Source organism: Arthrobacter globiformis (assembly GCF_046536215.2).
GTDB lineage: Bacteria > Actinomycetota > Actinomycetes > Actinomycetales > Micrococcaceae > Arthrobacter > Arthrobacter globiformis_E.
On record NZ_CM143421.1, the window covers coordinates 325,116 to 351,166 of the forward strand.

Annotated in this window: 22 protein-coding genes and 1 pseudogene; 7 read left to right on the forward strand and 16 right to left on the reverse strand. The window is 65.4% G+C overall.

Annotated features, from left to right (window positions below; all coding sequences use genetic code 11):
- Positions 1 to 50 precede the first annotated feature (50 nt).
- Positions 51 to 815, reverse strand: coding sequence for an MBL fold metallo-hydrolase (locus tag R5O87_RS01570; RefSeq protein ID WP_410556114.1), 765 nt, complete (start codon positions 813 to 815; stop codon positions 51 to 53).
- Between the two features lie 137 nt (positions 816 to 952).
- Here R5O87_RS01570 and R5O87_RS01575 point away from each other — a divergent pair, with 137 nt between their 5' ends.
- Positions 953 to 1,588 carry a dihydrofolate reductase family protein gene (locus R5O87_RS01575; RefSeq protein WP_410556115.1) on the forward strand — a complete coding sequence of 212 codons (636 nt, stop codon included), beginning with the start codon at positions 953 to 955 and terminating at the stop codon, positions 1,586 to 1,588.
- A gap of 28 nt (positions 1,589 to 1,616) precedes the next feature.
- Here R5O87_RS01575 and dapA read toward each other — a convergent pair whose 3' ends face one another.
- From dapA to phnA, 6 genes are all read right to left on the reverse strand, one after another.
- Positions 1,617 to 2,546, reverse strand: coding sequence for a 4-hydroxy-tetrahydrodipicolinate synthase (gene dapA / locus R5O87_RS01580; protein ID WP_410556116.1), 930 nt, complete (start codon positions 2,544 to 2,546; stop codon positions 1,617 to 1,619).
- Positions 2,546 to 3,694, reverse strand: a complete 1,149-nt coding sequence (locus R5O87_RS01585) for a TIGR03364 family FAD-dependent oxidoreductase (RefSeq protein WP_410556118.1) — start codon at positions 3,692 to 3,694, stop codon at positions 2,546 to 2,548. Before R5O87_RS01585 ends, dapA begins: the two co-directional genes overlap by 1 nt.
- A 78-nt stretch (positions 3,695 to 3,772) precedes the next feature.
- Positions 3,773 to 4,666: a LysR family transcriptional regulator gene (locus R5O87_RS01590; RefSeq protein ID WP_410556119.1), complete on the reverse strand. Its 894-nt coding sequence runs from the start codon at positions 4,664 to 4,666 to the stop codon at positions 3,773 to 3,775.
- 24 nt (positions 4,667 to 4,690) lie between these two features.
- Positions 4,691 to 6,160 (reverse strand): aldehyde dehydrogenase family protein, encoded by a 1,470-nt coding sequence (locus tag R5O87_RS01595; RefSeq protein ID WP_410556120.1) that lies wholly within the window; start codon positions 6,158 to 6,160, stop codon positions 4,691 to 4,693.
- Positions 6,161 to 6,210: 50 nt separating this feature from the next.
- Positions 6,211 to 7,572 (reverse strand): MFS transporter, encoded by a 1,362-nt coding sequence (locus R5O87_RS01600; RefSeq protein WP_410556122.1) that lies wholly within the window; start codon positions 7,570 to 7,572, stop codon positions 6,211 to 6,213.
- 117 nt (positions 7,573 to 7,689) lie between these two features.
- On the reverse strand, positions 7,690 to 9,039 hold the full coding sequence (gene phnA, locus R5O87_RS01605; RefSeq protein ID WP_410556123.1) for a phosphonoacetate hydrolase: 1,350 nt from the start codon (positions 9,037 to 9,039) through the stop codon (positions 7,690 to 7,692).
- 262 nt (positions 9,040 to 9,301) lie between these two features.
- Between phnA and R5O87_RS01610 the strand changes: the two genes are divergently transcribed.
- Positions 9,302 to 10,105: an alpha/beta fold hydrolase gene (locus R5O87_RS01610; protein WP_410556125.1), complete on the forward strand. Its 804-nt coding sequence runs from the start codon at positions 9,302 to 9,304 to the stop codon at positions 10,103 to 10,105.
- On the opposite strand, the gene R5O87_RS01615 is transcribed toward R5O87_RS01610, so the two are convergent.
- Entirely contained in the window at positions 10,102 to 11,265 is a 1,164-nt protein-coding gene (locus tag R5O87_RS01615; protein ID WP_410556127.1) for a serine hydrolase domain-containing protein, read from the reverse strand. The two genes, R5O87_RS01610 and R5O87_RS01615, sit on opposite strands and share 4 nt — an antisense overlap.
- A gap of 308 nt (positions 11,266 to 11,573) precedes the next feature.
- On the opposite strand from R5O87_RS01615, the gene R5O87_RS01620 reads away from it, so the two are divergent.
- Positions 11,574 to 11,756, forward strand: a complete 183-nt coding sequence (locus R5O87_RS01620) for a hypothetical protein (RefSeq protein ID WP_462836430.1) — start codon at positions 11,574 to 11,576, stop codon at positions 11,754 to 11,756.
- A 193-nt stretch (positions 11,757 to 11,949) separates the two neighbouring features.
- Positions 11,950 to 12,342 (forward strand): hypothetical protein, encoded by a 393-nt coding sequence (locus R5O87_RS01625; RefSeq protein ID WP_410556128.1) that lies wholly within the window; start codon positions 11,950 to 11,952, stop codon positions 12,340 to 12,342.
- Between the two features lie 35 nt (positions 12,343 to 12,377).
- Here the strand turns inward: R5O87_RS01625 and R5O87_RS01630 are convergent, their stop codons facing one another.
- Positions 12,378 to 13,829, reverse strand: a complete 1,452-nt coding sequence (locus tag R5O87_RS01630) for a GntR family transcriptional regulator (RefSeq protein ID WP_410556130.1) — start codon at positions 13,827 to 13,829, stop codon at positions 12,378 to 12,380.
- Positions 13,830 to 13,967: 138 nt separating this feature from the next.
- Between R5O87_RS01630 and R5O87_RS01635 the strand changes: the two genes are divergently transcribed.
- Positions 13,968 to 14,120, forward strand: coding sequence for a hypothetical protein (locus tag R5O87_RS01635; RefSeq protein ID WP_377997334.1), 153 nt, complete (start codon positions 13,968 to 13,970; stop codon positions 14,118 to 14,120).
- An 853-nt stretch (positions 14,121 to 14,973) separates the two neighbouring features.
- Here R5O87_RS01635 and R5O87_RS01640 read toward each other — a convergent pair.
- From R5O87_RS01640 to R5O87_RS01660, 5 genes are all read right to left on the reverse strand, one after another.
- Positions 14,974 to 15,177 carry a hypothetical protein gene (locus R5O87_RS01640; protein WP_410556131.1) on the reverse strand — a complete coding sequence of 68 codons (204 nt, stop codon included), beginning with the start codon at positions 15,175 to 15,177 and terminating at the stop codon, positions 14,974 to 14,976.
- A 129-nt stretch (positions 15,178 to 15,306) separates the two neighbouring features.
- Positions 15,307 to 15,975, reverse strand: coding sequence for a GntR family transcriptional regulator (locus R5O87_RS01645; RefSeq protein WP_410556132.1), 669 nt, complete (start codon positions 15,973 to 15,975; stop codon positions 15,307 to 15,309).
- A gap of 41 nt (positions 15,976 to 16,016) precedes the next feature.
- The gene (locus R5O87_RS01650) at positions 16,017 to 17,003 is read right to left on the reverse strand and encodes an ornithine cyclodeaminase family protein (protein ID WP_410556133.1); all 987 of its coding nucleotides are present in this window, start codon (positions 17,001 to 17,003) and stop codon (positions 16,017 to 16,019) included.
- A 69-nt stretch (positions 17,004 to 17,072) separates the two neighbouring features.
- Positions 17,073 to 18,410, reverse strand: coding sequence for an amidohydrolase family protein (locus R5O87_RS01655; protein WP_410556134.1), 1,338 nt, complete (start codon positions 18,408 to 18,410; stop codon positions 17,073 to 17,075).
- Positions 18,411 to 18,559: 149 nt separating this feature from the next.
- Positions 18,560 to 19,807 carry a chlorohydrolase family protein gene (locus tag R5O87_RS01660; protein WP_410556135.1) on the reverse strand — a complete coding sequence of 416 codons (1,248 nt, stop codon included), beginning with the start codon at positions 19,805 to 19,807 and terminating at the stop codon, positions 18,560 to 18,562.
- A gap of 417 nt (positions 19,808 to 20,224) precedes the next feature.
- Between R5O87_RS01660 and R5O87_RS01665 the strand changes: the two genes are divergently transcribed.
- Both R5O87_RS01665 and R5O87_RS01670 read left to right on the forward strand, forming a co-directional pair.
- Complete coding sequence (locus R5O87_RS01665; RefSeq protein WP_410556136.1) at positions 20,225 to 21,625, forward strand: DUF3100 domain-containing protein; 1,401 nt, start codon at positions 20,225 to 20,227, stop codon at positions 21,623 to 21,625.
- Between the two features lie 86 nt (positions 21,626 to 21,711).
- Positions 21,712 to 22,945, forward strand: a pseudogene (locus R5O87_RS01670) (amidohydrolase family protein).
- 81 nt (positions 22,946 to 23,026) lie between these two features.
- On the opposite strand, the gene R5O87_RS01675 reads toward R5O87_RS01670, so the two are convergent.
- A complete protein-coding gene (locus R5O87_RS01675) occupies positions 23,027 to 25,417 on the reverse strand; it encodes an ATP-binding cassette domain-containing protein (RefSeq protein ID WP_410556137.1) in 2,391 nt (796 codons plus the stop codon).
- Positions 25,418 to 25,635: 218 nt separating this feature from the next.
- Entirely contained in the window at positions 25,636 to 26,046 is a 411-nt protein-coding gene (locus tag R5O87_RS01680) for a VOC family protein (RefSeq protein WP_410556138.1), read from the reverse strand.
- Positions 26,047 to 26,051 lie beyond the last annotated feature (5 nt).

Sequence of the window (26,051 nt, forward strand, 5' to 3'; positions counted from 1 at the left end):
GGCCGATATAAATGAACGTCATTCATTTTATGCGACTGGAGCAGTTATTCCTAGTCCCGCAACGCTGCCAGGGCGTCGGCCAGTGGCATGCGGAGCGCGGAGCCATGGCCCGGCAGAACCACGGAGGCGCTGATGTCGTCCAGGCGGTGCGTGGCTGCGAGCGCCTGAGCGGGGTCGGTGTGGAACATCGGGTGCAGCATCTGGGGTCCGTGGGTACTGCTTAGCGGATGGCCGCTGACGAAGGAATCACCGACCGCTATGGCACCGGCCCGGGGAAGCAGGATCGCGACATTGCCCGGTGTGTGCCCCGGCAGCAGAACGGCTTCCGGCTTCCCGGGAAGCTTCTTCAGGGTGTCGGCGCTCCACGCGCGGGCATCCGTTGCCGGCTTCGCCTTGAGGGCCCCCGCCATGATGACATGGGCCAGCCAGCGGAAGACGCGGGGCCGCCAGGCGCGGACTGCCACCTGGCCGAAGGTGACCTGGTGCTTTTCCTTGCCCTGGACGTGGGCCAGCTCTTCAGGTGCGCACAGGATCGGCGTTCCGTACGTTTCGGAGAAGTAGGCCGCTGACCCGGTGTGGTCGACGTGGCCGTGCGTGATAAGCAACGCCCGCGCGTCAGCCGGGCGCAGGCCCAGACGGCGGATGGATTCAAGGACCAGCGGGCGGTCGGACGGGTAGCCGCTGTCGATGACCATGAATCCGGTCTCGTCGCGGACCACGATCCAGTTTGATGCGGGTCCTTCGACGAAAAAGACACCGGGGGACGGCTCGGACGTGCTGGCGGAGGCCTGCCACTGATGGGATTGCTGCTTCACAGGCACATCCTAGCCACCGGCGGGCGGCGGTCGTTGCTCATTTAGCTCTCGCGTGGCTGCAGCAAGTGTGCTTGTCTGTAGCCGGTAGCGCAGACCCGGCAGGGGTCTGCGGCCGTTGTCCGACGGGGTGACACGACATGAGGCTGACCACCACAACCAATGTTTCGGTTGACGGCGTGATGCAGGGGCTGGGCGGACCGGACGAGGACCGCAGCGGCGGCTTCGACCGCGGCGGATGGGCGATCCCGCTGATCGACGACGAAGCAGGGGACTATCTCAACCAGGTCTACGGCAGCGCGGACGCGTTTCTCTTTGGCCGCCGTACGTACGAAATCTTCGCGGGCTACTGGGGAGTGCTGCCCAACCCTGAAACGAATCCGATTGCCGCGGCGCTAAACAGCCGCCCCAAGTACGTGGTGTCCACCAGTCTCACAGACCCGCAGTGGCCGGGCACGACTGTCCTGCAGGGCGACGTTGCCACGGCCATCGCTGAACTGAAGGCAAAGCACGACGGCGAACTCCTGGTGCCGGGCAGCGGCGCCCTCGTCCGGTGGCTGCTGGCCAACGGCCTGGTGGACCGGCTCGACCTGGTGACCTATCCCGTCGTCGTCGGCCAGGGCACACGGCTGTTCCCCGATTCCGGTCCTGACATGGCACTTGAGCTGGTCAGCTCGCGGACCACGTCACGGGGCATCACCATCCAGACGTACCGGCCGCTCGGGCGGCCGGAGTATGCCACCTCCACCGCAGGCCCAGAAGACGTGTTCAGTTAGGCGCCCGTGGTTGGTCGAGGCCCCATGCTCAGTTAAGCGCCCATGCCGTTCCGGCAACTTCCGCCGCGAGGTTCCGGGCCTCGCTCCCTGTCGGCTCCGTCAGCGGCGACCTGACAAAGCTGCCAGCGAGTCTCTGTTGCCGGTGGAGGATGTGTTTCGCCGCGGTTGCCGCGGGAATGTGGTCCATCACAGCGCGGACCAGCGGAGCGAGCTCAAAGTGCAGCCGCCTCGCCAGTGCCAGATTTCCGCAGTGAACGGCATCGACCAGCTGCCGGAACGCCCCCGGGGCGGCGTGGGCTGAAACGCTGACCAGTCCCGACGCCCCGGCAGCCAGCCACGGCAATGCGAGCGCGTCGTCTCCGGCGTAAACGGCGAGGTCGGTTTCGGCCAGGACCACCGTCGTGGCGCTGAAGTCGGCTTTCGCGTCCTTAAGGGCCACGATGCGGGCGTTCTCAGCGAGGCGCTTCATGGTGACGGTGCTGATGGCGATGCCGGCGCGGCCGGGTATGTCATAGAGCATCACCGGAAGATCGGTTTCTTCGGCGATCCTGGTGAAGTGCTCCGCCACCCCTGCCTGGGTGGGCTTGCTGTAGTACGGGGTCACCACCAGCTGGCCGTCGGCGCCCGCCCTGGCGGCACGCCGGGCCATGCTGATGGAACGGGCAGTGCAGTTGGTCCCCGTGCCCGCGACAATGCTGGCCTGGTTGCCCACGGTCTCCTTGACCACCCGGATCAGGTCCTCCTTTTCCTGATCTTCCAGTGTGGAGGCCTCACCGGCGGTTCCGCACACTACGAGTCCGTCGCTGCCGCCGTCGACCAGCCCGGCAGCAAGCGCAGCGGCGGCGTCCAGGTCCACCTCCCCGGCTGCCGTGAAGGGCGTGACCATGGCGGTGAGGAGGCTGCCAAAGGGGCGCCGGAGGAGATCGGTGGAGCCGGTTGCCGCGAGTATTTCCCGCATCAGAGGCGCTCAATCGTTTCGGCCGCAATGCCGAACGACAGGGTCATGCCGATACCGGAGGTCACCGTGATAGCTGTGGTGGCTGAATCGAGCTCTTCGCGCAGGAGTGAGGTCAGCGGGCTGGAGGCGTAGATTCCCTGCCAGCGCTGCGTGACGGTCAGCCTGGTCCCGAGGATCCTCTCGATCTCGCCGACCAGGCGGGTGGTCATCCATTCGTCCTGGAACGGCCCGATGGTCTGTCCGTAGACGTGGCTGTCTCCGAGCAGGACTGTGCCGTCGGGCCGCCGGGTGAACATGACGTTGGCGCCGATATCGATCAGTTCGGGGCTGTGCCCGTGGATTTCCTGCCGGAGCGCGTCGGCAGCGGGCATGGTGGTGAAGCCGTCGTAGCGCGTCATGGAGGTTCCGGTCAGCACTGCCGAGTCCAGGGTGAAACCTGCGGGCGCCGGGGCAAGGGCCATCTGCAGGGCACAGCGCTGGACCTGGTAGCGGGCGGCGACGTCCGGGAGCAGGTAGTCCAGGTCGTGTCCGACGCAGATGAGGACTTTGTCTGCGTGGAAGTCACCGCGGGTGGTGGCGACAGTGCCGGCCCGGATGTCCTTGACAGCGGTGCCCCATTGGATTTGGACACCGTCCTGGTTCTGCAGCCAGTCCGCGATGTCCGGCGCCGCGGTGCGCGGGTCGACGCGCAGGTCCGCAGGCAGAAATGCCCCGCCGCAGATTTGCGGGTCAGGGGAACCGGCAGGGGATAGCCGGTCCGCAGTTTGTGCCGCCGTGAGCAGCTGCACGCTGTCGGTGCCGCGTTTGTCGCTGAGTTGTTCCAGAACGGCCAGCTCCGTCTGGCTTCGTGCGACGACGAGTGCCCCGGCTTCCGGGGACCAGAACCCCACTGCCGCGGCCGCGGCCAGCCACCCTTCGCGTGACCTGTAGGCGGTGTCGAGGTGTTTACCGTCCTGCGCTGTGATGCAGCAGTGGCCGAAATTCCGGATGGACGCGCCATTGGGCCGGGCGTCGCGTTCGATGATCCGGACGGTATAGCCCCTGCGGTGCGCCTCGAAGGCGTGTGCGAGGCCCACAATTCCTGCACCGGCGATCAAAAGGTCCGTACGCCCGCCGTCGAGCTTGTTTCGGAACTCTCTAGAGTTCATAGGTTTTGCCTTTCAAGTACGTGAATGTCAGCCGGACTTTGTCCGGCCGGGATTCGGCCGCGAGCCCCCTCAGGCGGCTCAGGGCCAGGAATGCATTTTCTGGATCATTTCCACGAACGAGCTCTCAACCCGGGTCAGCGGCTGCCCGGCCACGCGGACCAGGGATACCGGGCGGTGCCGGGGAGCCGGCTGGATTTTCAGCCGGACCAGTTCGCCGGACCGGAGGTCCTGTGCCACCACGTGTTCGGAGACCAGCGCCAGCCCCAGGCCGGCCCGGACAGATTCCCTTGCCGCCTCTGACGTCCAGATGGTCCACTGCTCGGCATGGGTGAGCTTCCAGTCGGCGAGCGCCTGGTCCTGGTCGAACCGGGTGGATGACCCGATCTCCCGGAGCAGGAACCGCTCGCCTTCCAGGTCGGCCGGGGTGAGGTCACGTCCGGCCAGGGGGCTTGCCCGGCCCGCCACCAGGACGAGCGCGTCCTCGAAGATCACCGTGCCCTCCAGCTGCTCGTGGTCGGTTTCACCGGCGCAGATGGCCAAGCTCACCTCCCGGTTGATCAGCCAGTCAGCAACCGCTTCGGTGTTTCCTACCCGCAGCTCGGTCCTGAGCCCGTCATTCTCGGCCAGGAACCGGCTGAGTGCCCGGGGAAGCAGATACGAACCGAGCGTGCTGGTGCCGGCGACGGACAGCTTGCGGTCCTGGATCCCCTGGGCGGCGGCGACGTCGGCGTCGACCTGGTCCATCACGGCGAAGATCGCCCGGGCATGGTCGGCCAGCACCTGCCCGGCCGGCGTGAGAGATGCGCCGGCCGGGCCCCTGTCCAGCAGATGGGCCGAGAGGGAGGTTTCGAGGCTGCGGACGTGGGCAGACACCGATGGCTGGCTCATGTACAGCCGGCGTGCCGCCGCCGAGAAACTTCCGGTTTCGACGACGGCCAGAAAGATCCGCAGGCCCTGGATGCTCAGATTCATGGTCCCGAACCTAGCTGCTCGCCTTTACGCGGGGAAGCTGATGCAAGCGGAACGCCACTCCATATAGAAGTCCCAGGTTTCAGGGGAGCATTCCGGCGCACCGTACTGCGAGAGTTTGGCGCCCATGTGCGGCATGTGCGGCCAGGCTCCCACCCCGGGCCTGTTGACGTGCAGCATGCCCGCTTCGAACCGTTCCAGGGCGTCGTAAATGTGCTTGCGGTTGTTGGTGAAGATGGTGCCGGACATCCCGTACCGGACGGAGTTGGAGATGTCCATGGCGTGGTCGAAGTTCTCCGCGTCAATGACGGCAAGGACCGGTCCGAAGACTTCCTCCATGGCCAGTTCGGAGTCAGGGGCGACATCGGTGAGCAGGGTAGGTTGCATGAAGTAGCCATGTGCCAGTTCCCCGGTATCAGCAACCGTACCGCCGGTGCGGCACGTGGCGCCGTCCCGGCGGGCCTGTTCAATAGCCTTGACGCACGCGGAGAGGCGTTCCCCGTTGACCACGGGACCCAGCTTCGTGCCGGCGTCGAACGGGTCACCGATCGTTAGCTCTGCGAGGCGGGCGAGCACCTTGCCCACCAGCTCCTCGCGGACGGATCTTTCGACGACCACCCTGCTGGTGGCGCTGCAGCGCTGTCCGGCTTGCCCGAAAGCGCCGTGCAGGATGGCGTCCGCCGCCAGGTCAAGGTCGGCGTCGGCCAGGACGATGAGCGCGTTCTTGCCCCCGAGCTCGAGCTGGGTCCTGGCCAGCCGGGGCGCGGCCGCCTGCTGGATGGCCAGCCCCACCCCCAGTGACCCGGTGAAGGAGATGCCCCTTACGTCAGGGTGGTTGCTCAGTGTTTCCCCGGGCTCCCTGTCGCCTTGAACCAGGTTCAGGACGCCGGCGGGCACTCCGGCCTCGACGAAGATATCCACCAGCAGGGCCGCGGTATGCGGTGCCAGGGGCGACGGTTTGAGGACAGCGGTGCAGCCGGAGAGCAGGGCGGGTGCGATTTTCCATATGGGGATGGCCAGCGGGAAGTTCCAGGGCGTGATCAGGGCGACAACGCCGATGGGTTTGCGCCAGGTCAGTGCCATGCTCCTGGGCTCGTCGGCCGGAAGGGTTGAACCTGAAAGCCGGCGGCCCTCGCCGGCAACGTAGCGCAGGATGTCCACGGCCCGCTGGGCCTCGCCCTGGGACTCCCGCAGGCATTTGCCTTGTTCCCTCGTGACGGCCCTTGCCAGTTCCTCCTTCCGGCGGGCCAGGATTTCCGCGGCTGCGAACAGTATGTCGCCGCGCCTGATGGTTCCCAGCGAGTCCCAGTGCTGCCGGGCCTTTTCCGCTGCCCCGATGGCGTCCAGCGCGTCCTGGGCCGACGAGTCCGGGAATTCCCCGATGACGTCCCGGGTGTCCGCCGGATTGGTGTTGGTGAAGGTGGCTCCACCGGAGGACGGCCGCCATTGGCCGTCGATGTAGTTCAGGTGGAGTTCGGAGTCTTTGAAGGTGTTCATTTTTCCTCTGATGATGTACGTGCGGCTGGTGCCTGACGCCCGAAGGTATGTCAGGCACTGATGGGGCGCTTGTTCCAGGACGGCACGAGGATGACGGCGGCAACCAGGGCTGCTCCGGCAAAGTTGTAGAAGATCACTATGCCCGAGAAAAAGCCGGGCAGGAGCCCGCCGAGGATGGCGCCGATGGAACCGCAGCCGTTGACGAAGCCGGTGGCGCCGGCAGCGTACCTGGAGGTGCCGAAGTCCACGGCCGCGACTCCGGAGATCATGGCGTCCGATGCGTAGGCGGTCAGGCCGATGAAAGCGAGCAGCGCCACGATGAGCGGGAGGGAACCGGTTTGGGTGATGACCTGCCACAGTGCGAGGGCCACCACCATCAGTGACAGGCACAGCACGCTCGGCGGGACACGCCGTGCGCCGAAGACGGTGTCGGACATCCAGCCGGCCGCGACCGGTGCAACCATCCCGGTGACTCCGAAGGCGACCGGGACCATGATCGCCGTCATGGCGCTCAGGTTGGGCATGGCCTCCAGGACCAGCACCGGACCCCAGAGCAGGATCGCGTACCGGGCCGGTTTGATCAGGAAGTACACCAGGCCCAGCCGCAGCACCATCGGCTCATAGCGGACGGCCGCCAGCAGGTCCCGGAGGGAAAACTTCGCCTTGGCTGCCGTGGTGGGAGCCGGTTTGGTCCCGCCGTCGTGGGCGTGGTCCAGGAGCGAGGGATCCTCATCGATCCCCGGCAGGCCCACCTCCTGGGGCGAGTTCCGCTGGAAAATGATGAACAGGACGAAGGCAAAGGCGATGACGGCGGTGCCGGCGATGAACGCCCAGCGCCAGCTGTCGAAGAGCGAGTAGGCCACCCATCCGGTCACGGGTGCGCCCGCCAGGCCGCCGAAGGCGTAGCTGGTGGAGAAGAAGCCCATGGCGCGGCCGCGCTTGCTGATGGTGAAAAATGAGGCGATGTTCTTGCTCAGGGCTGCCCAGCCGGTTGACTGTGCCAGGCCCTGGGCGATCATCAGCGGCAGGAACAGGGCTACGGCGGGGACGATGCCCATGAGCAGGGACGCCGCGCCTGCCATGATCATGCCGCCGGCGACGACGACGCGGGTGCCGTACTTCTCGGCGCACGCGCCCCAAATGAACTGTCCGGCGGCGTAGGCGGCCAGGTAGACCGAGTCCAGGAGCCCCAGGGTCTGGCGGCTGAGGAACCCTTCGTCAAGGACGCCGACCTTGGCGGCGGAGAACGCTGAACGGGGGAAGTAGAAGGCGGCGTAGGCCAGCCACGAGAGCGCGAAGATTCGGATCTGCCATTTGAGCAGCTCCTGCCGTTTCGTGGAGGTTTTCAGGTTTCCTGTGCCCTCTGGCGGCGGGGTTTGTAGCTGGGTCTGGGGTGAGTTTGAATCGGACACTGCTGAGTCCTCTCGTCATACAAACCTGGGGTTGGCGTGGCCCGAAGGGCCTTTGGCCGGGCGGGCCTCTTGGCCAGACGGGCCCGCCGATGGCGGCGGGCCCTGCCGGCGGAGGATTCAGCTGATGGCTGCGAGGTTAACCGAGGCATGGGTTGTGGCCACCCAGAATGCGTCATAGTTGTGGGTCAGGGCCCTGTCTCCGTTGGGAGCCTCGCTTGCTGTCCCGGCCGGGGCCGGGAGCACCCGGTTGATGAAGAACGGGATGTTCAGTTCGCCCAGGCCGCCGTGGGAGCGCAGGGGAACTTCCAGGTTGCCCAGGTCGTGCCAGGCGGCGTAGCGGCCCAAGGCAGTGTTCTTGTCCGACAGGACGGTGATGTCTCCCATCCGGTCCAGCGGCATGTCGAACAGTTCGGCGGCTTCCTCCGAGCGGTACACGCCGGAGATCCCTTCCCGTCCGTTCAGTGCGGCGAGGACGGCTTCCCGGTCGGCGCCGTCGGGCAGGTAGACGTTGGCAAAGGAACCCAGGGCGCCGTGGTGCACGGTGTAGGGGTCGGTGATGGGAAGAATGACGCGACTGCCGCCGTCGGGCGTTTCCCCTGCGATCCCCAGGACACGGTTGACTTCCTCTTCCAGGTAGATGACCTGGGGGGTTCCGTCCGTCTTGTGCTTCGGGCTCATGCCGTGGTCCGCGGTGATGACAACCACGGCGCCGAGCTCATCCAGCGCCGCGGCGTAGCGGTCGATCATGGCGTAGAAGTCGTTGGCGGTTTCGGTTCCCGGGGCGTTCTTGTGCTGGATGTAGTCCGTCAGGGTGAGGTACATCAGATCCGGGGTGCGCTGTTCGAGCAGCCGGACTCCCGCTGCGAGGACGAACTCACTGAGTCCGGCCGAGTAGACCTCGGGCAGGTCCATGTCCACCATTTCCAGCACGGCGTCGATGCCGTTGGCTTCCACGGTTGCCTGGCTGGCTTTTTCGGCCGAAAAGCAGATGCCCGTGTTGGCCGGCGCGACCATGGCACCCGAACCGGCGGGGTCAAGGCCCGGCTGGGTGAGACCAGCGGCGAGTAGCCTGGAGAGCTTGTCCTTTGCTGTCACGACGGCCACGGACAGCCCGGCCGCGGCCGCAGCAGCGAAAATCGTGGGGGCGCGGAGGAACTTAGGATCGTTCATTAGGACTTCTTCGCCGGACTCGGGGTCCAGGATGTAGTTGCCGCAGATCCCGTGGACAGCAGGCGGCCGGCCGGTGGCGATGGACATGTTGTTCGGGTTGGTCAGCGTCGGTACGGCGCAGTGGGCTGCCCATGAACTGCCCCGGGACGCCAGCACCTCCTTGAGCCACGGCATCCGTCCGGCCGCAATGGCTTCCTCGTGGTAAGCGGGCTCGCTGCCGTCGATGCAGATGACGACGACCGGGGCATCGGAAAAAGCATAGTTGCGGCCATTGACTGAAAATTCCGTCTGGGACATAAAGTTCCTACTCTCAAGACCTGCCCGCTTCCCTCCGGGGAAGGAGCGGGCAAGATTCGTAACTGATGAATCAAGCATCTGCAGGAACTGCAGGACCCGATAGACGCCAAAAAGCTATGAAGGCTATCGGCTGACGCTATGGCCCAGGCAGCGTGGGGGATCTGGCAGGGGAGGGGCGCCCGGAATGCAGAGAAACGCGCCGCCAGTTGGCCGTAATCGGGGGCCGCTACCAGTGATCCATGGCCGAGATTAGGCTGACGCTGTGGAGTACGAAGCATGCGGGATACCAGTGCATTATGCCGAGCACGGTGACGGGGCTCCGATCCTCGCATTGCACGGTGCCGGCGTTGACCACCGGGAGATGGTCGGTGCCCTGGAGCCGGTAGTTAGCGGGCTGCCCGGTTATCAGCGCTTCTACCCTGATCTGCCGGGCATGGGGCATACTCCGGCGGGCAGGCTGGACACTGCCGACGAGGTTCTTGGCGTGCTGCTCGCGTTTATCGATGGCGTGATCGGTGACGGGCAGTTCGGGCTCATAGGCCATTCGGCCGGAGCATACTACGCCCGGGCCGTCGCCGGCAGACGCCCGGGGCAGGTAGCAGGGCTTGCGCTGATCTGTCCGTTGGTCGAGGATTCCGGGAACCTTCCTGCGCATCAGGTGTTGCACTCCTCGGTCGATCCGGGCGGAATGCTCAGCCCGTCCGATGAGAGCGTGTACCGCAAGTACTTTGTGGTGCAGACACAGGACACGCTGGAGCGGTACACGGAGTACGTCGTTCCTGCCCTTGGTCTGGTCGACGAGGCCGGGCTGAAGCGGATCGGCCAAAACTGGCGCTTCAGCAACAGTCCCGAAGGGGGCCCGCCGTACTCCGGCCCCGTCCTCATCGTTGCCGGCCGCCAGGACTCCATGGTGGGGTACGTCGGACAGTGGGAGCTGCTCGAGCACTATCCGCGGGCCACTTTCGCCGTGCTCGACCGCGCCGGTCATGCGTTGCCGCACGAGCAGCCGGGCCTCCTTAAGGCCCTGATCACCGAGTGGCTCGACCGGGTGCGGGAACTTCGCTAGCAGAGCCGGTCCAGGGTCTCGTTGAGGGTGGACTCGATCTGGCCATTCAGGAGGTCCCGCCAGTACTCACTGGACGGGTCCTCAAATTCAGTCGGCATGGGCGGCGCCGTGACGGTCATGGCGGCCTGGTACCGCCCGTCGTCGCTGCTGACCGCTATCGTCTGGTAGTCCCAGAAGGAGCCCCGGCCCTCGTAGCGCTTCGCGGCCGAGCATCCGTCGCCGTGCTGCCACAGTCCCAGCCCATAACGACCGAAACCCGGGCTGGTCTTCATCTCCCGCAACGACGCTGCCGAGACGGCTTGTCCCTGGAAGAGTCCCGCCATGAAGAGATTCACGTCCGCCATCGTCGATACCGCCCCCGCCGCCGGTGAGCCGGCAGCGAAGGCATTGTCCGTGGTGTCGACGCGCTCGCCGCGGAGGGTCACGTAGCCGTGCAGGAGGCCGGACTCGTGCAGGTCGAGACGGCCCAGGCCGGTGTTCCTCAGGCCGAGTGGCTCAAAGACCTCCTCCCGCATGACTTGGACGAATGGCTTGTGCCGTAGTGTCTGCACCAGCAGCCCCAGGGCGAGGTAATTCGTGTTTGAGTACATGAACAACCCCACACTGGACGCGGTCCAGGGGAGCGTCCCGGCTACTTTAAGGCCCCGCTCCATCGTCAGCGTGCGGGAGAGAACAGGGCGGAAGTCAACATCATGCGGCAGCGCGTCATTGACCTCGGGCATCCCTGAAGTGTGGCTGAGCAACTGCCTGACGGTGATCGGACCCGGAGGCTTGAGCGCGGCCGTGAACCCCGGGATGACGTCGTTGACCGGGTCGTCGAGGCCGATGATGTGGTCGTCGACGAGCCTGAGCACCGCCACGGCCGTCATGGTCTGAGTAACGCTTGCGATCTCCACCCGGTCCGTAGTCTGTGCCGGAGTTTGGGACTCGAGGTCGCGCAGGCCAAATGCCCTGGACCACTCGCCCTCCGGCCATCGGAATTGGACGACGGCGGCCACCGCGCCCTGATCCATGAATAGCTGTACCTGGCGCTCCAAGGATGCGAAGGCGTCAGCTGCGGTTGGCGATGGTGAGGTGTCGTCCGCGTCGTACGTGCAGCCAGACACTGCAAGGACGACGGCGAGGGCCGCTCGCCTCCAAATGCGGTTCTTCGAGCTCATGCGAGCCCTCCGATGATGGACGAAATGGTAGGGACGTGGCCGCGAGCGGCACCTCGCCCGGCCAGGCCTGATAAGGCGTCGTCGTCCCAGCACGTCCATGTTAAGGCCCGCCCCCGAGAGTGTGAACCCGCCGTAAGGCGGACCCGCGGGGGTTCTACGGCGGGAAATTCCCCTAGCGCGATCGTGCTCGGTCCCGTCATTGTGGGGTCAGGACCATGCACGGTCACCGGCTACAGCGAGGACTCAGGTGGGCGTAGATATTTCGAGGAACGTTTCCGTTCGCTGACCGGCAATCCATCGACGACGACATCGACACTTATCTTGGGGACGCCGATGTCCCGCCACGTCCTGGAGGCTCAGCGACTTCTACGCCAGACGCAGCTGATCAGCCCGGCCGAAGCGCAGCCGGCGGACCCGGCTACGAGGAACCTCGGACCCTCCGGGCCCGGGGGAGTGTGCCGAGTTTTAAAACCCTAGACGCGACACTTTAATTGTGGAGTTCCTGTCAGCCTCCGGGCACGTTTGCTGTACCGGCGAACCCATCGCTAAGAATTAAAAAAGGCTGGACTAGATGTTTAAAATGACGTAGCTTTGCTTCTGAAACAAGTGAACGTGACTGGCATCATGCGATGCCGCAGACGAGGGGGATACAACTACAACCACAGGAGCGCCGAGGAGCACCCGATGACCGCCACAATAAATGACCTGATCGACGATCCGTTCGCGGATCATCCAGGACCGAGGACCTGCCCCGCAGAAGTTTTCGCTGCACCAGTCGTCACCGTCACCGTCAACGACCAGTCAGTGCTGGCGATCGCCCGCCGGCTGCACGACGGGGCGTGCCTGCACGGTGCGGGCTGCGAACTGCGCGACTTCCATGCGATGGATATTTACGAGACGGACGTCCGGGTCATGCTGGCCGCGATGGTGCGGGCCAGCACTCAAGCGGACAGTGCGGAAATCAGCCCCTGCCGCTCCGTAAGTGAGCGCCGGTGGTCCCGTGGCAAGTGGTCGTGCTCTGTTTGCGGCAGCGGCATCCGCTTCGGCGGCGGCGTCGGTTGGGTCCATACCCCCTGACCCGGTGCGCTGTGGGGCTGCCTGCCATATGGCTCTTAAGTGGCTTGTTCCGCGTGTTCTTCGGCGACTCCCGTGCAGAGCCACCACGGGACCCCCGGAAGGGCTCGCCGGCTGACCTGGTCGGCTGCCGAGACGGTTCCGCCTACGAACCGGCCCGTGTTCGTTGCGATGATGGCACCGTGCTGGTCCACGATGCAGGTGTTCGGCGGTAGGGGCCGCAGGAGGGGTTCGAACGCATCCTGGAGCTGACTGACCCGGATATCGGCGGCCACGGTGCCTACATAGTCTCCGGCGATGGTGACTCGCTTGCTGAAGGTGATGATGTTCTCGTTCGTTCCACTCGCATCCACGTACGCGTGACTGGTGTGGATAGTGGTGTCATCGGCGGTATCGTCAGGGCGCCAGGGTGCAGTGACGACATCGTAGAGGTCCATGTCGATGTAGAGCCGTTGTGGAGACTCTGGCCCCGCCGGTGTGTAGCACCAGGCAATCCAGCTCTCGCCGAAGTATGACTGCTCGGCGATGAAGCCGGTCCCGTAGAGAAGCGGAACCCCGATGGCTACTGCTCTTCGGGCCGCACCGTAGATGTCCGTATCTGCCTTGTCTCTGCTGACGCCGGACCCGATGCTGGCACGCACTGCCTGCTCGAGCTCGCGCATTGATGCCGCGGCCGTTCCGCGAAACATTCCGGTGAGAGATTCGATGGCGGCCACAGCGTCGTCGCCCGTGGCCGGAGCATGCGGTGAATCGGTCGGTACGCGGTCCATCTCCATTCGCTCGTCGATGACCCGGTTCATATCCCGCCGGACATGTTCTTCGGCCAGGGCTCGGGCGGCGACGACATCGCCGTTCCTGATCGCCTCGACGATCTTGGTGTGCTCTTCTGCAGCCGCGTCCTTATGGCGGACCGGGTCAACCCAAATCAGTGGGCCCACCTCGGCCTGCAGCGCCACTTCCTGTCGGGTGAGTCGCACCGAGCCTGAACTGGCCGCGAGCTCAATGTGAAACTTGCTGTCCGCCCGGATCGCGTCCGCCGGATGCTCACAGCCTTGGATCTCGCTGGATGTGTAGACGAGGCGTCCCATCGAGAGCCGATGCGACCGGTTAGCAGTTGCGGCGGCGGCTGCGGCGCTGCCGGCCAGGAAGGCGCGGTACTCCCGTAGGTCCCGCAGGTCTTCCAGGGAATATCCCGCCAGAGACTGGCGCTGGACGCGTGCGATGTCACCGGTGTTGGCCTTCACGAAACTGCCGCCGCCTTTGCCGCGCCGGGTCTCCACAAGGCCCAGTCCGCGCAGCTCGGCCAGGGCGGCCCGCAGCGTCAGGGTGGAGACGCCCATCCGTGATGCAAGGTAGCTTTCGCTGGGCAGCTGGGAGCCGTCCTCGAGTACTCCGAGTTCGATGGCATGCCTGAGCCGGCGTCCAACCTCCTCGCCCCGGTCCGCATTCTCGAGCGGGGCGAAGGCGAGCTGCTCTTTCCAAGTAACCATTTTTGGCTCCCGACGAAGTGACATTTAACCTTGAATTTCTATTGACCTTTATCAATGAAGGTCTACACTTAAGAGTATCACTCGGGGGCTTCAGAACGAGGTCCTGAAATGCAGAAGCCTAGTGGGAAAGGAATGACGATGACACGCGAAGAAGCTTTCGCAAGGTGCACGCCGGACTCGTATGTCGAGTTTTACGGTGGTCGGTGGCTCGTCGTGCCGTTCGCCCAGGTGGAGCAGCCGCTGTTCTTTGTCTGCGCGCCGCAGGCGGTCCGCAGCAGTCACCACGCTTGAGCTTGAAGCTCCAGCGTCATCTGTAGATAGCGCCTACTCCGAGAAGCGGCGCACACGGCCGCAATCACCTCTAGTGCGCGGAGCTACGACTCGAGCAATGTGCCATCCGGCGGGGGAGAGGCAGAGGCTCACAGGCCCTCGACCGGTCAGAGCCAGGCGATTCCATGCCGTCCCCAAGGCCAGTACCAGCTCTTACTGGCTCCCGTGTATACCCAGGTAAGCGTGACGTCTGGTGGGCGAGAGCAGGTAAATCATCCGACCTTGCTTGAGGTAGACGGTCCATCGATCTTGGTGCCGTTGCTCATCCCGGTGGTCCTGACTGCGCTGCCGCTCCTGATATACGGAGGTACGCGGACTTCAGTGTCGGTCGACCAGCGGTGGCGGTGTGGGGAGCGGGGCGAACTGATTCGTCTGATGAAATACTCAGACTACTACTTTACATAATGCTGATTATCGGCGTTACGCATCGGGGGCGGAAGGGGGCGCCTGATGCCTTGTACGGCGCATCCACAGGGCTTACGCATCCGGTTCATCTCAGTATCAGACTGGACGATTGGGGCCACAGTTTGCGGCCAGGACGCGTACTGGCCAGCGCTGGTCCATTGAACCATGCGAAATCTCTGGCGCGACATCGATCTGTGGCTTTGGGCCATGCGTCGTCCTACCGGAATCCTCTGGGTAAACTTGGCTGGATCTCGCAGGCTTTGCCGGGCGGACGCTGATCTGCGGGCAGACGCGAATCTGCTTGTACTCCACTCCGCCAGTCACCGCGCTGGCGTTGGCGCGCCTCACTCAGGGTGACGCGCCGCCTGGTTAACTTGACATAATGTCAGACTCTTTCGGCATTCCGGGGTCAGCGCGGCTGGTTTGACGTGCGGAGATCAGGGGCCTCGCCACCAAGTACGTCAGCCCGGTCGTGGAATTTCCGCGCCAGTGCGTAGGCCTCGCGGGATTCGTCCGTGAACTCCGCACCCGCGAGATCACCGGCCCAATCCAACAGATCGGCAATCTTCTTCAAGTGCTGATAGCGAGACCCGTCCCGCTGCTGCAAATTCATGTGAATCCCCCAATATCTCGGCGGCAGGTAAATCCCCTCGCCGGTAGATCCAGATATACCACCGAATTAGTTGAGCCTTCAATAAGATGGCTTCCTGTGTCGGGTCCCCCCGGTCCCTCGCGGCGCAACTCAACCTTCAGGCAGTTGCCCGGCCAGCCTCTGAAGCGAGGGCGCGCGGCCGAGCTCAACATGGGCAAAGGCCAGCGCTGCCGCGAGTTCGGCTTTTCCGTCGTAAATGGCCTGGCAAAGGCTGAGATGCTCCGCGCACTGTACCTGCGGATCCCGGTGACCGGTGAGGGTGAACAGCCACTGCATCCTGCCCAGCAGGGGTTTCATGGAGTACTCCAGCAACGTGTTGCCTCCCATCGAAACGATTTCTGCATGCAGTGCCGTGTTCAGGAGGGGAATCTGCGCCTGATCGCGGGCCCGGGTTGCTTCCTCTGCCCGGTCCATCACCTGGCGCAGGCGCAACGACGGCTCTCCGTGGGCCGCGGCCTGGGCCGCGAGGCGCGCGGCGAGGACTTCGAGGCTCAGGCGTACATCGAAAAGTTCATTGACGTCCCGCAATGTGATCTGCTTTACCGTGGCCCCGCGCCGGGGAGAGGTGTCGATGAAACCCTCGGCTTCCAGCTGCTGGAGAGCCTCCCGGACCGGGACCCGGGACACGTCAAGGGACTGGGACAGCTCACGTTCCCGGAGCCGCGATCCCGGGGCGAAATCTCCTGAGATGATCAGCTCGCGGATCCGGGCCCGGGTAGTCTCCGCCGAGGATCCGGGGGATTCCGCCTGGACTGTCATTGATGCCTCCCGTTGTTCCCGGCGTCATGCAGCCGCCCGTGTCAGTTATTCAGCTCCACGTGGGTGCCGATCCCCCCGCTAAGGGCAGCGTCATACAGGAGCCGGCCGATGGCCAGGTCCTGCAGACCAATACCCACCGAGTTGAACAAGGTTACGTCCTCATCTCCCCTGCGCCCTGCTTTTATCCCGGCCGCCACATCACCCAGCTCCGCTGCCACGTCCTCGAAGTCCATTGCACCTTCGGTCACCGGGATGATCAGACCGCCGGATTTGGCCTTTGCCGTGGCGAGGCTGTCGACAAAAACGCGCGCCCGCGCCATGCCAGCCGAATCAATTTCCCGATGGTCCGGCCGGGGCCGGGAACCGACAGCATTGATGTGCAGTCCGGGCCGGAACCACTCCCCCTTGACCAGCGGCTCAACAGCCGGCGTGAGGGTGCACAGCACATCGGCGCCTTCCACGACTTCCCGAACGCTGGCGGCGCGAGTGATGTTGAGTCCATACTGCGCAGTTTCACGGCAGAAGGCAGCGACGGTGTCCGCCGAGCGCGACCACACCAGGACGTTTTCAATCGGCCTTACGGCCAGCATCGCTTCCACGTGCGCCACGGCCAGGGCCCCGGCTCCCACGAGTCCCAGGGTGGTGCTGGCCGGCCGCGCGAGGAGTTTCGTGGCGACAGCACTGGCGGCGGCTGTGCGGACCTTGGTGGGAACCTTGCCGTCCAGGATGGCCAGGGTTTCGCCGGTCAGCTGGGACACCAGCATGATGGTGGACCGCTGCGTGGGCAGGTTGGCTGCACCGTTGGCGGGGATATCCGCCAGCAGCTTTACGGACGCCAGCCCGTCCGTGCCGGACAGCGCCGCCATCGGCAGGAACCGGGCATCGGAGGACGGCAGGAGGAGCGAGTCGGGTGCGGGCTGGATGGCGGTGCCCCGGCTGAGCCCGGCAAAGACGCGCTCGACGGCGGTGATGGTTCCAGGCATGTCGGCCAGCGACTGGAGCTCAGAGGCCGTGAGGATCAGGGTCATGGGTCGCTTTCTGGACTAAAGGGCGGATGGAGCGCGAGGACAGCGCCGGGGTCCGGCCGTGGTTGCGGGTCAGCGGTCGTTCCGTACCAGGACGCCCTGTGCCACTACGGAACTGACCTGCTCCAGTGCCGAGGCGCTGCTCAACGGATCAGCGTTCACCAAGACAACATCCGCAAAGGCGCCACGGACAAGGCGTCCGGCCTCGCCACTCCAGCCGAGCAGCGCGGCGGCATTGACCGTTGCCGCCCTCAGGGCCTCCAGTGGTGAAAGTCCTGCCTCAGCAAGCAGGCGCACCTCGGTGCCGATCGGAGTCACTTCGGATCCGAAGGAGTCGGTGCCGGCCACGACCGTCACTCCGGCTTCGTGGGCTGCCCGCACTGCTTCCTTGATGACGGGCGTGTATTCCCGGCCCCGCGCTGCGAGGATGGGGTTCGAGGAGCCGGACATGCCGGTGATGGCGTCCAGGGTAGGCGTGAAGTACGTCCCCTGGCTCGCCATCCGGGAGATTGTCGCCTCGGTGACGAAGACGCCGTGCTCGATACTGCGAACGCCCGCCCTGACCGCACCGTCGATCCCCTCGGCACTGTACGCGTGGCAGAGTACGCCCGCCCTGTCCGCGGCCTTGACCACCGCGGACAGCTGCTCGTAGTTGTAGACGAGTTCCCGCGGATCCTGCTCCGGCAGGCCGGCGCGCGGATTGGCCCGGGTCTTGATCACCTTGGCGCCGCGTTTCAGGTTGACCCGCGCGAGGTAGGCGAGGTCCTCAGGTTCGGTAACTCCCCCTCGCAGGGATGCAAGCGGCCCAAGGTCCGGGTCCGCAAGGAGCGACTCCCCCAGCTCGGGCGAAACAAACAGACCCGCGGGGCTCATCCGGGGCGACGCGCCAGCCGCCCACTCAGGCAGGGCAGCGAGGGCGACGTCCTGGTAGAAGCTGGTGGAACCGCTCCTGACGCTCGTCGCCCCGCCCTGCAGGATGGTGGCTGCATCGGACAGTGCATTGGCATGCACATGCACGTCGATGAGGCCGGGAAGGACCCAGCGGCCGGAGGCGTCCACCGTGCGGGCCCTGCCCGCCAGGGCAGCGACGGCACGCCGCGTTTCGTTCCGGCTGCCGACGGCGGAGACCTTGCCCTCTTCCAGCACGAGGACGCCGTCTTCCACCGCATGGCCCGTCTTGGGGTCCACGATGGTGCCGCCTTCGATGATCATGGGTGGAGGCAAAACAGGACGGTCCCGGCGGCTGGAGCTTTCTGCGTGGTCTGCTGCGTGTGCTGCCGGGGCGCTTCCGAGTTGGGCTGCGAGGCTGACGACGGAAATTCCCGCCAGCGCGGCAGCCCCGGCCAGGATGCCGCGGCGCGGGACAGCGGTTGCAGGCGGGGCTTCAGGGGTGTGGTCGTGCAGGCACATGGTTGTCTCCAAAAGTAGTTGGCCCTGTCGCGGAACGGGCCTCGTGAGTAGGTCAGGTCAGGGGTACTGCAGGCCTTCGCCGGGAGGTGCAGCAGAAATCGAATGACCCCACCATACGGCTTTTGGTATACCAAAACAAGACTGGTGTTCTATCGGGCTGCGGCCGGCGACGGCCTCCGGGCATGCTGATAGGCGGGCGGAAACAGCTGGTCCGGCTCCCGGCGTCGGAAGTCCCGCTCCGAATAGGCCGTCCGCATCTGGTCGAAGAGCAGCTGCCCCTCAGCGCGCAATGCGTGAAGGTCTACGCCGGGCAGGGTGCCTCCGACGACGACGGGACGTCCAGCCACGAACGTATCTGTGACTTGGCGCGCCGTGCCGTTCAGCATGAGTGTGCGGAGGGGATCTTCGATTACGCCGTCCCCGAAATGGCCCAGCGAGACCACCGCGATGTCTGCCTGCATTCCGGGGGCAAGGCGCCCCAGGTCGGCCCGCCCGAGGGCTTGTGCCCCGCCGACGGTGGCTGCATCAAAGTAGTCCGCAAGGCTCCCGGCGTCGGGCCTGCCCTCAACCATCCGGGCCAGGTGCATGCCGACGTCCATCCCCCGCACCAGGTCCGGCGGGAAGGAGTCCGTGCCGAGGCACATGTTGACGCCAGCCGCGCGGAACCGGTCGAACGAGACAAGCTGCTTCTGGTAGCGGAAGGACGTCAGCGGGCAGTGCACGATGCTGACGTTGTGCCTAGCCAGCAGATCCAGCGGCCCTTCTGGAGCCAGGGCGCCGGGGTCCGTGGCGTTGACCACCACGCCGTGCGGAATGATCAGGCGGGTATCGAAAAGTCCCGTGGATTCAAGGAGTTCCAGGACCCCGCGTCCGGTGGACTGCTTCAGGAGGCCGTCCTCGAGGGGCGACTGGAGGCAATGAAGGCGCACGATTGCATCACTCTCCTTGGCGATGCGTGCCGTCTCCCGCATGAGGTGCTCGGACAGGGTCTCAATACGGCACGGCAGCAGAACTCCGGTGACTAGCGGGTCCGCCAGGCTGGCGGCGTAGTCCAGGAATTTCTCGGCGCCGTGCAGGCCGGCGAGCCCTTCAGCTTCGTCGAAGAGGACCGCGCGCGTTCCGTCGGCAGTGGTGGCATGGACCCCGGACCGGTACGCCGGTCCGAGGTATCCGCGCAGCCCGATGCGCCGGCTGGTCTCCGTCATATCCACAAGCTCATCGAAGTTCTCTGCCCAGGCGCTGTGGATCTCGGAGGCGATCGGCATGTAGGTCGTGATCCCATGCAGGGCGAGCTGTGCGAGTGCGAACTGGCGGACCTTGCCCCGCTCCGCCCGGCTGAACACGTCCCTGCGGCGGTTGGCAAAGTAGTCCTCTGACCAAAGGTGGCCGGCCGCCACGTCGGATGACCGGCCATGAGTCCAGAATGAGGTGGTCTATGTCCGCAAGTGCATCGAGGTCGATCAGGCCGGGCATAATCAGGCTCTGCTCGTAGTCGTGATCCTCGTCCACGGGTCCGCCGTAGTCGTGCCCCCACGAAGACGATCGAATCGCCGTCGAAGACGACTTCCCCGCCCTCAATGAGCGTGTGCTGTTTTCCATCGAACCCCAGGACATACCGGGCCGAGATTTTCGTGAACATGGGTGGGCCTCCTTGCGCCAGGTGTGAGGATATTCCCGCCATCTGAAGAATGTGACTTGTCTCTCACTGGATGCGAGTATACAGTCATTTGGTATACCAAGACCGGTTGAACCTTTCCGGTTTGCGAATTAGCTTTCCCGGCTCCCCCCTTTGACCCCGTTGAAAGGCACGCGTCATGCGCAATGAAGCGAAGACCACAGCCAACTTCCCAACAGCCTTACTGGACGCAGTCCCTCAGAGTTCATTTCGTGCCCGTCCCTCCGTGTGGGCGGCATTGATTGGGACGTCCACCGCCGTGTGCGCCCTGGCCATCATGATCGGCACGCACAAGTTCCACGTTGGCCCGGCCGCCATCGTCCTCATGCCCATCCTGTGGACCGTGCTCACCGGCGGATTCCTTGGCGTTCAGAAATGGAAGCCGATCGGCGGACGGGCACGCGCGGTATCCACGCACCTGATGGATGTATCGATTGTGTTCTTCCTGGCAGGTCTCGGCACTCAGATCGGCCCGTCACTGACGAAGTTCACCAACATTGGCCCCGCGATCCTCCTCCAGGAGGTCGGCCACGTTGTGGGGACGGTGGTCCTGGCCCTCCCGGTGGCCGTTGCGCTGGGGCTGGGCCGCACAGCAATCGGTGCCACCTGGTCCATCGACCGGGAGTCCTATCTAGCCTTCGCTATTCAGCGCTTCGGGGTCCGCTCCCCGGAGTACCGCGGGGTGTTCGGCGTGTGGGTGCTGGGCAGCGTCTTCGGTGCCGTCTTCATATCCCTCCTGGCCGGACTGCTCGGTGGAATGGGCGTCCTGGATCCTCGGGCCCTCGCGTTGGGCCTGGGGCTCGGGTCCGCCTCCATGATGCTCGGCGGCGTCGGCGCGCTGTCCATCCTGTTCCCGGAGTCGGCGGGGGAAATAATGGCCCTGTCCGCCCTGTCCAACCTTGTCACCAACATCGTCGGCTTCTACGCAGGGGTGTTCGTCGCGCTTCCGATGTGCCAGAAGCTCTACGCAATGTGGTCCCGCGTCTGGGGACGTGACGACCTCGGCCGCCGTGTCCGCCGTTCACGGCTGGCAGTAGCCACCCCTGATCGGATACCGGGGCTGGACTCCGTGGATGTCACCGGCGTCGAGCAGGACCCAACCGTTGTCCGGACACCCTGGACGTGGCTCACCGCGTTTGCGGCAACGGGCGCGGCCGGCTTGCTGCTGAATGCCCTCGGCACCGGTTCAGCACGGCCCCTGGATGCCGTCGGCGTGCTCATCCTCCTCACCCTCACCGCCGTCGCACTTGTTCTTGCAAAGCTCGTTCCGGCCGTCCCGTCGAGCATCTGGGTCCTGGCCCTTGCCACCCTTGCCTCAGCGACGTTCCTGCCCATCGGTCCGTTCATCGCCTCCGCCACGCAGAACATCAACGTCCTCTTTGCCGGCCTGCCCATGATTGCCTTGATCGGCATGTCGCTTGGCCGGGACGTCAAGGCGCTGCGTTCACTCAGTTGGAAGATCGTCATCGTTGCGCTGATAACCTTCACGGCGAGCTTCGTCGCCGCGGCGGGTATCGCCCAGGTTGCGTTGAACTTCTAGACGATGCTGCTGTTGAGGGACGAACCGGCCGGCACCCGTCTTCTGTACTGTCAGCTATAACCCAGCCGGTCGAAAGGAAGGAAACCATGCTCATCGCCAACGTCCGTCCGTGGGGCGGCGGCGCCGTGGACATCGAGATCCGTGAGGGTCGGATTGCTGCACTCCACCCCGCGGGGACCGCTGCCGTCGGTGCCGGGACTCCCGTCGGGTCAGTGGACGGGCGGAACCGGATCGCCATTCCTGCCTTCACCGACGTGCACGTCCACCTCGATTCGACCCGGATCGGGCTGCCCTTCCGGGAACACACCGGCGGGCCCGGCGTCTGGAACATGATGTGCAACGACCGTGAGAACTGGCGCGATACCCCCATCCCCTACCCGGAGGTGGTGGCGGGAACGCTGGAGCGGATGATTGCGCGGGGCACCACACGCGTCCGCTCCTACGCCCAGATCGACGTCGACTGCAAACTCGAGCGTTTCGACGCGGTCGTGGCTGCCAGGGAACGGTTCGCCGGCGCCGCAACGGTGGAGATCATGGCATTTCCCCAGGCCGGACTCCTGCTTGAAGACGGCACCGTCCCGCTCCTTGAGGATGCTCTCCGGGCGGGCGCCACGACCATCGGCGGCATAGATCCCTGCCAGCTGGACAGGGATCCGGCCCGTCATCTGGACATCGTTTTTGGCCTGGCAGAGAAGTACGGGGTCGACGTCGACATCCACCTGCACGAGCCCGGCCACCTCGGGGTTTTCAGCGCCGAACTCATATTTGAACGCCACCCGGGCACTGGGGATGGAGGGGCGAGTCTCGCTCTCCCACGCCTACGACCTGGCCAACGTCCATCCGGACGTGACCGCCCGGCTCGTGGGGCAGATGTCCGAGCTGGACATCGCCTGGGCAACTGTCGCCCCCGCAAGCGGAGGCACCCAGTTCGACCTGGCCCAGATGACCGACGCCGGGATCCGGGTTGGGCTGGGTGAGGACGGCCAGCGGGACTACTGGAGCCCGTACGGCAATTGCGACATGCTGGACCGCACGTGGCAGCTGGCCTTCACGCACCGGTTGCGCAAGGACCGGCTGATCGAGCACTGTGCGGCGATCGCAACCGTCGGAGGTGCCGCCATCATGGACCGGACAGTCCGGCGCCTGGCGAGCCCCGACGACCGGCCCGGCCTGGCGGTCGGGGACCCAGCAGACATCGTCCTGGTCGACGGCGAAACTGTCACGAGTACCGTCATGGACAGGGGCACCGACCGGACGGTCATCCACGAGGGCCGCGTTGTCGCCGACGGGCTGTCGGTCCTGCCGGGTACGGCGGCGTAGCCCTGCGGGCTCGGCGCGAGCGTACAGTTGCGGCCCGGAGGGAAAGGGGCCACAACTGTACGTTCGCGCTTGTCTGTCGTGTCAGCTGGCGCCGACGTAGGCAGCGAGGTGCTCGCCGGTCAGCGTTGAACGGCCGGCCACAAGATCTGCCGGCGATCCCTCGAAAACGATCCTGCCGCCGTCGTGCCCGGCGCCGGGTCCAAGGTCGATGATCCAGTCGGCATGCGCCATGACCGCCTGGTGGTGCTCGATGACGATCACCGACTTGCCTGAGTCGACGAGCCGGTCGAGCAGGCCCAGCAGGTTCTGGACGTCGGCCAGGTGCAGTCCGGTGGTCGGTTCGTCGAGGATGTAGACGTCGCCCTTGTCGGCCATTTGCGCGGCCAGCTTGAGCCGCTGCCGCTCGCCGCCGGAGAGCGTGGTGAGCGGCTGGCCGAGGGTCAGATAACCAAGCCCGACGTCGGCCAGCCGGTCAAGGATCTTGTGGGCAGCCGGCGTGCGCGCATCGCCGTCCTCAAAGAATTCCTCGGCCTCCGCCACTGACATCGCCAGCACCTCGGCGATGTTCCGGCCGCCGAGCGTGAATTCCAGCACCGCCGCCTGGAAGCGCTTGCCGTCGCACTCCTCGCAGGTGGTCTCGACCGTGGCCATGACGCCCAGGTCTGTGTAGATGACACCGGCGCCGTTGCACGTGGGGCAGGCGCCCTCGGAGTTGGAGCTGAACAACGCCGGCTTCACGCCATTGGCCTTGGCAAAGGCCTTGCGGATCGGTTCAAGAAGGCCCGTGTACGTGGCCGGGTTGCTGCGCCGGGAACCCCTGATGCCGGACTGGTCGATCACCACCACGCCGTCGCGCTTGGCGACCGATCCGTGGATCAGCGAGCTCTTGCCGGAACCGGCCACGCCGGTCAGGACGCAGAGCACGCCCAGCGGGATGTCGACGTCGACGTTCTTGAGGTTATTCGTCGACGCACCGCGGATCTCCAGCGCACCGGAAGCTGAACGCACCGAGTCCTTGATCCGTGCCCGGTCATCGAGGTGGCGGCCGGTGATGGTGTCACTCCCCCGTAGCCCGTCCACCGTGCCCTCGAAGCAGACGGTGCCGCCCCCGGTGCCGGCGCCCGGGCCGAGGTCAACGATGTGGTCGGCGATGGCGATGCTTTCCGGCTTGTGCTCCACGACGAGCACCGTGTTGCCCTTGTCGCGCAGCTGGAGCAGGAGGGAGTTCATCCGCTCGATGTCGTGCGGGTGGAGGCCGATGGTGGGCTCGTCGAAGACATAGGTGACGTCCGTGAGGGATGAGCCCAGGTGGCGGATCATCTTGGTGCGCTGCGACTCGCCGCCGGACAGGGTGCCTGACGGCCGGTCCAGCGAGAGATATCCGAGGCCGATTTCGGCGAACGAGTCCAGAAGGTGCTGCAGCCCCGCCAGCAGCGGGGCCACGGACGGCTCGTCCAGGCCCCGGACCCAGTCGGCCAGGTCGGTGATCTGCATGGTGCAGACATCCGCGATGTTCTTGCCCTTGATCTTCGAGGACAGCGCTTCCTGGCTGAGCCGGGTTCCGCCGCAGTCCGGACACGTCGTGAACGTGATGGCCCGCTCCACGAAGGCGCGGACGTGCGGCTGCAGCGCGTCCACGTCCTTGGACAGCATCGACTTCTGGATCTTGTTGATGATGCCCTCGTAGGTCAGGTTGATGCCCTCGACCTTGATCTTTGTGGGCTCCTTGTAGAGCAGGTCGTGGAGTTCCTTCTTGGTGAACTTGCTGATCGGCTTGTCCATGTTGAAGCCGGCACCGCTGAAGATCCGGCCGTACCAGCCGTCCATGCTGTAGCCCGGAATGGTCAGGGCGCCCTCGCTGAGCGACTTGCTGTCGTCATAAAGTGCCGTGAGGTCGAAGTCGCTGACGTTGCCCATGCCTTCGCAGCGGGGGCACATGCCGCCGAGCCGGTTGAAGGTCGCCTTCTCCGCCTTGGTCTTGTTGCCGCGCTCCACGGTGATCGCGCCGCTGGCCTTCACCGTCGGGATGTTGAAGGAGTAGGCGTTGGGCGAGCCGATGTGGGGCTGGCCCAGCCTGCTGAAAAGGATCCGCAGCATCGCGTTGGCGTCGGTGGCGGTGCCCACGGTGGAGCGCGGGTTGGCCCCCATCCGCTCCTGGTCCACGATGATCGCCGTCGTCAGGCCCTCCAGCACATCGACCTCGGGCCGCGACAGCGTCGGCATGAAGCCCTGCACGAACGCGCTGTACGTCTCGTTGATCATCCGCTGCGACTCCGCGGCGATGGTGCCGAACACAAGGGAGCTCTTGCCGGAGCCGGAGACGCCCGTGAACACAGTGAGTCGGCGCTTGGGGATCTCGACGCTGACATCCTTGAGGTTGTTCACGCGCGCGCCCTGCACCCGGATCAGGTCATGGCCGTCGGCGGTGTGCAGTCCGGACAGCTGCGTGTCCGTCCTCGTTGTGGTGGTCATCGTGTCTCCATCTGTTCAGCAGTATTGGGCTGAGCCCGCCGGCTTTCGCGCGCCATGTCTGATTCTTGTTCGTCGGCGCGGCTGCGGCAACAACTGCGGCAACAACCGCGGCAGCAGCAACCGCCGGAGCGATGTTCGTAAAGCCGCACAAGAACCGGCGGGCGCAGCTGCTGCGCCCGCCGGTTGTGATCGAAAAGTACCTTGCGGACCTCGGTGATCTAGCGGACCTGGTTGATGCGGATGAGGTTGCCTGCCGGGTCGCGGAAGGCGCAGTCGCGGACCCCGTATGGCTGGTCGGTGGGCTCCTGGACCACCTCGGCCCCGCTGGCCTGCACCTTGTCGAAGGTGCCGTCCAGGTCCGGAGTGCCGAGTACCAGCCGGGCGTAGGTGCCCTTGGCCATCATCTCGGTGATGGTGCGCCGCTCGTCGTCGGTGATGCCGGGATCGGCAGCCGGCGGCTCCAGCACCACGGAGGTGCCGGGCTGGTCGGGCGGGCCGACGGTGAGCCAGCGCATCCCGCCGTACCCCACGTCGTTGCGGAGCTCGAATCCGAGGGTGTCGCGGTAGAACGCCAGGGAAGCGTCGGCGTCGTTGTGTGGAAGGAACGTGTAGTGAATGGTGAGGTTCATGCCGC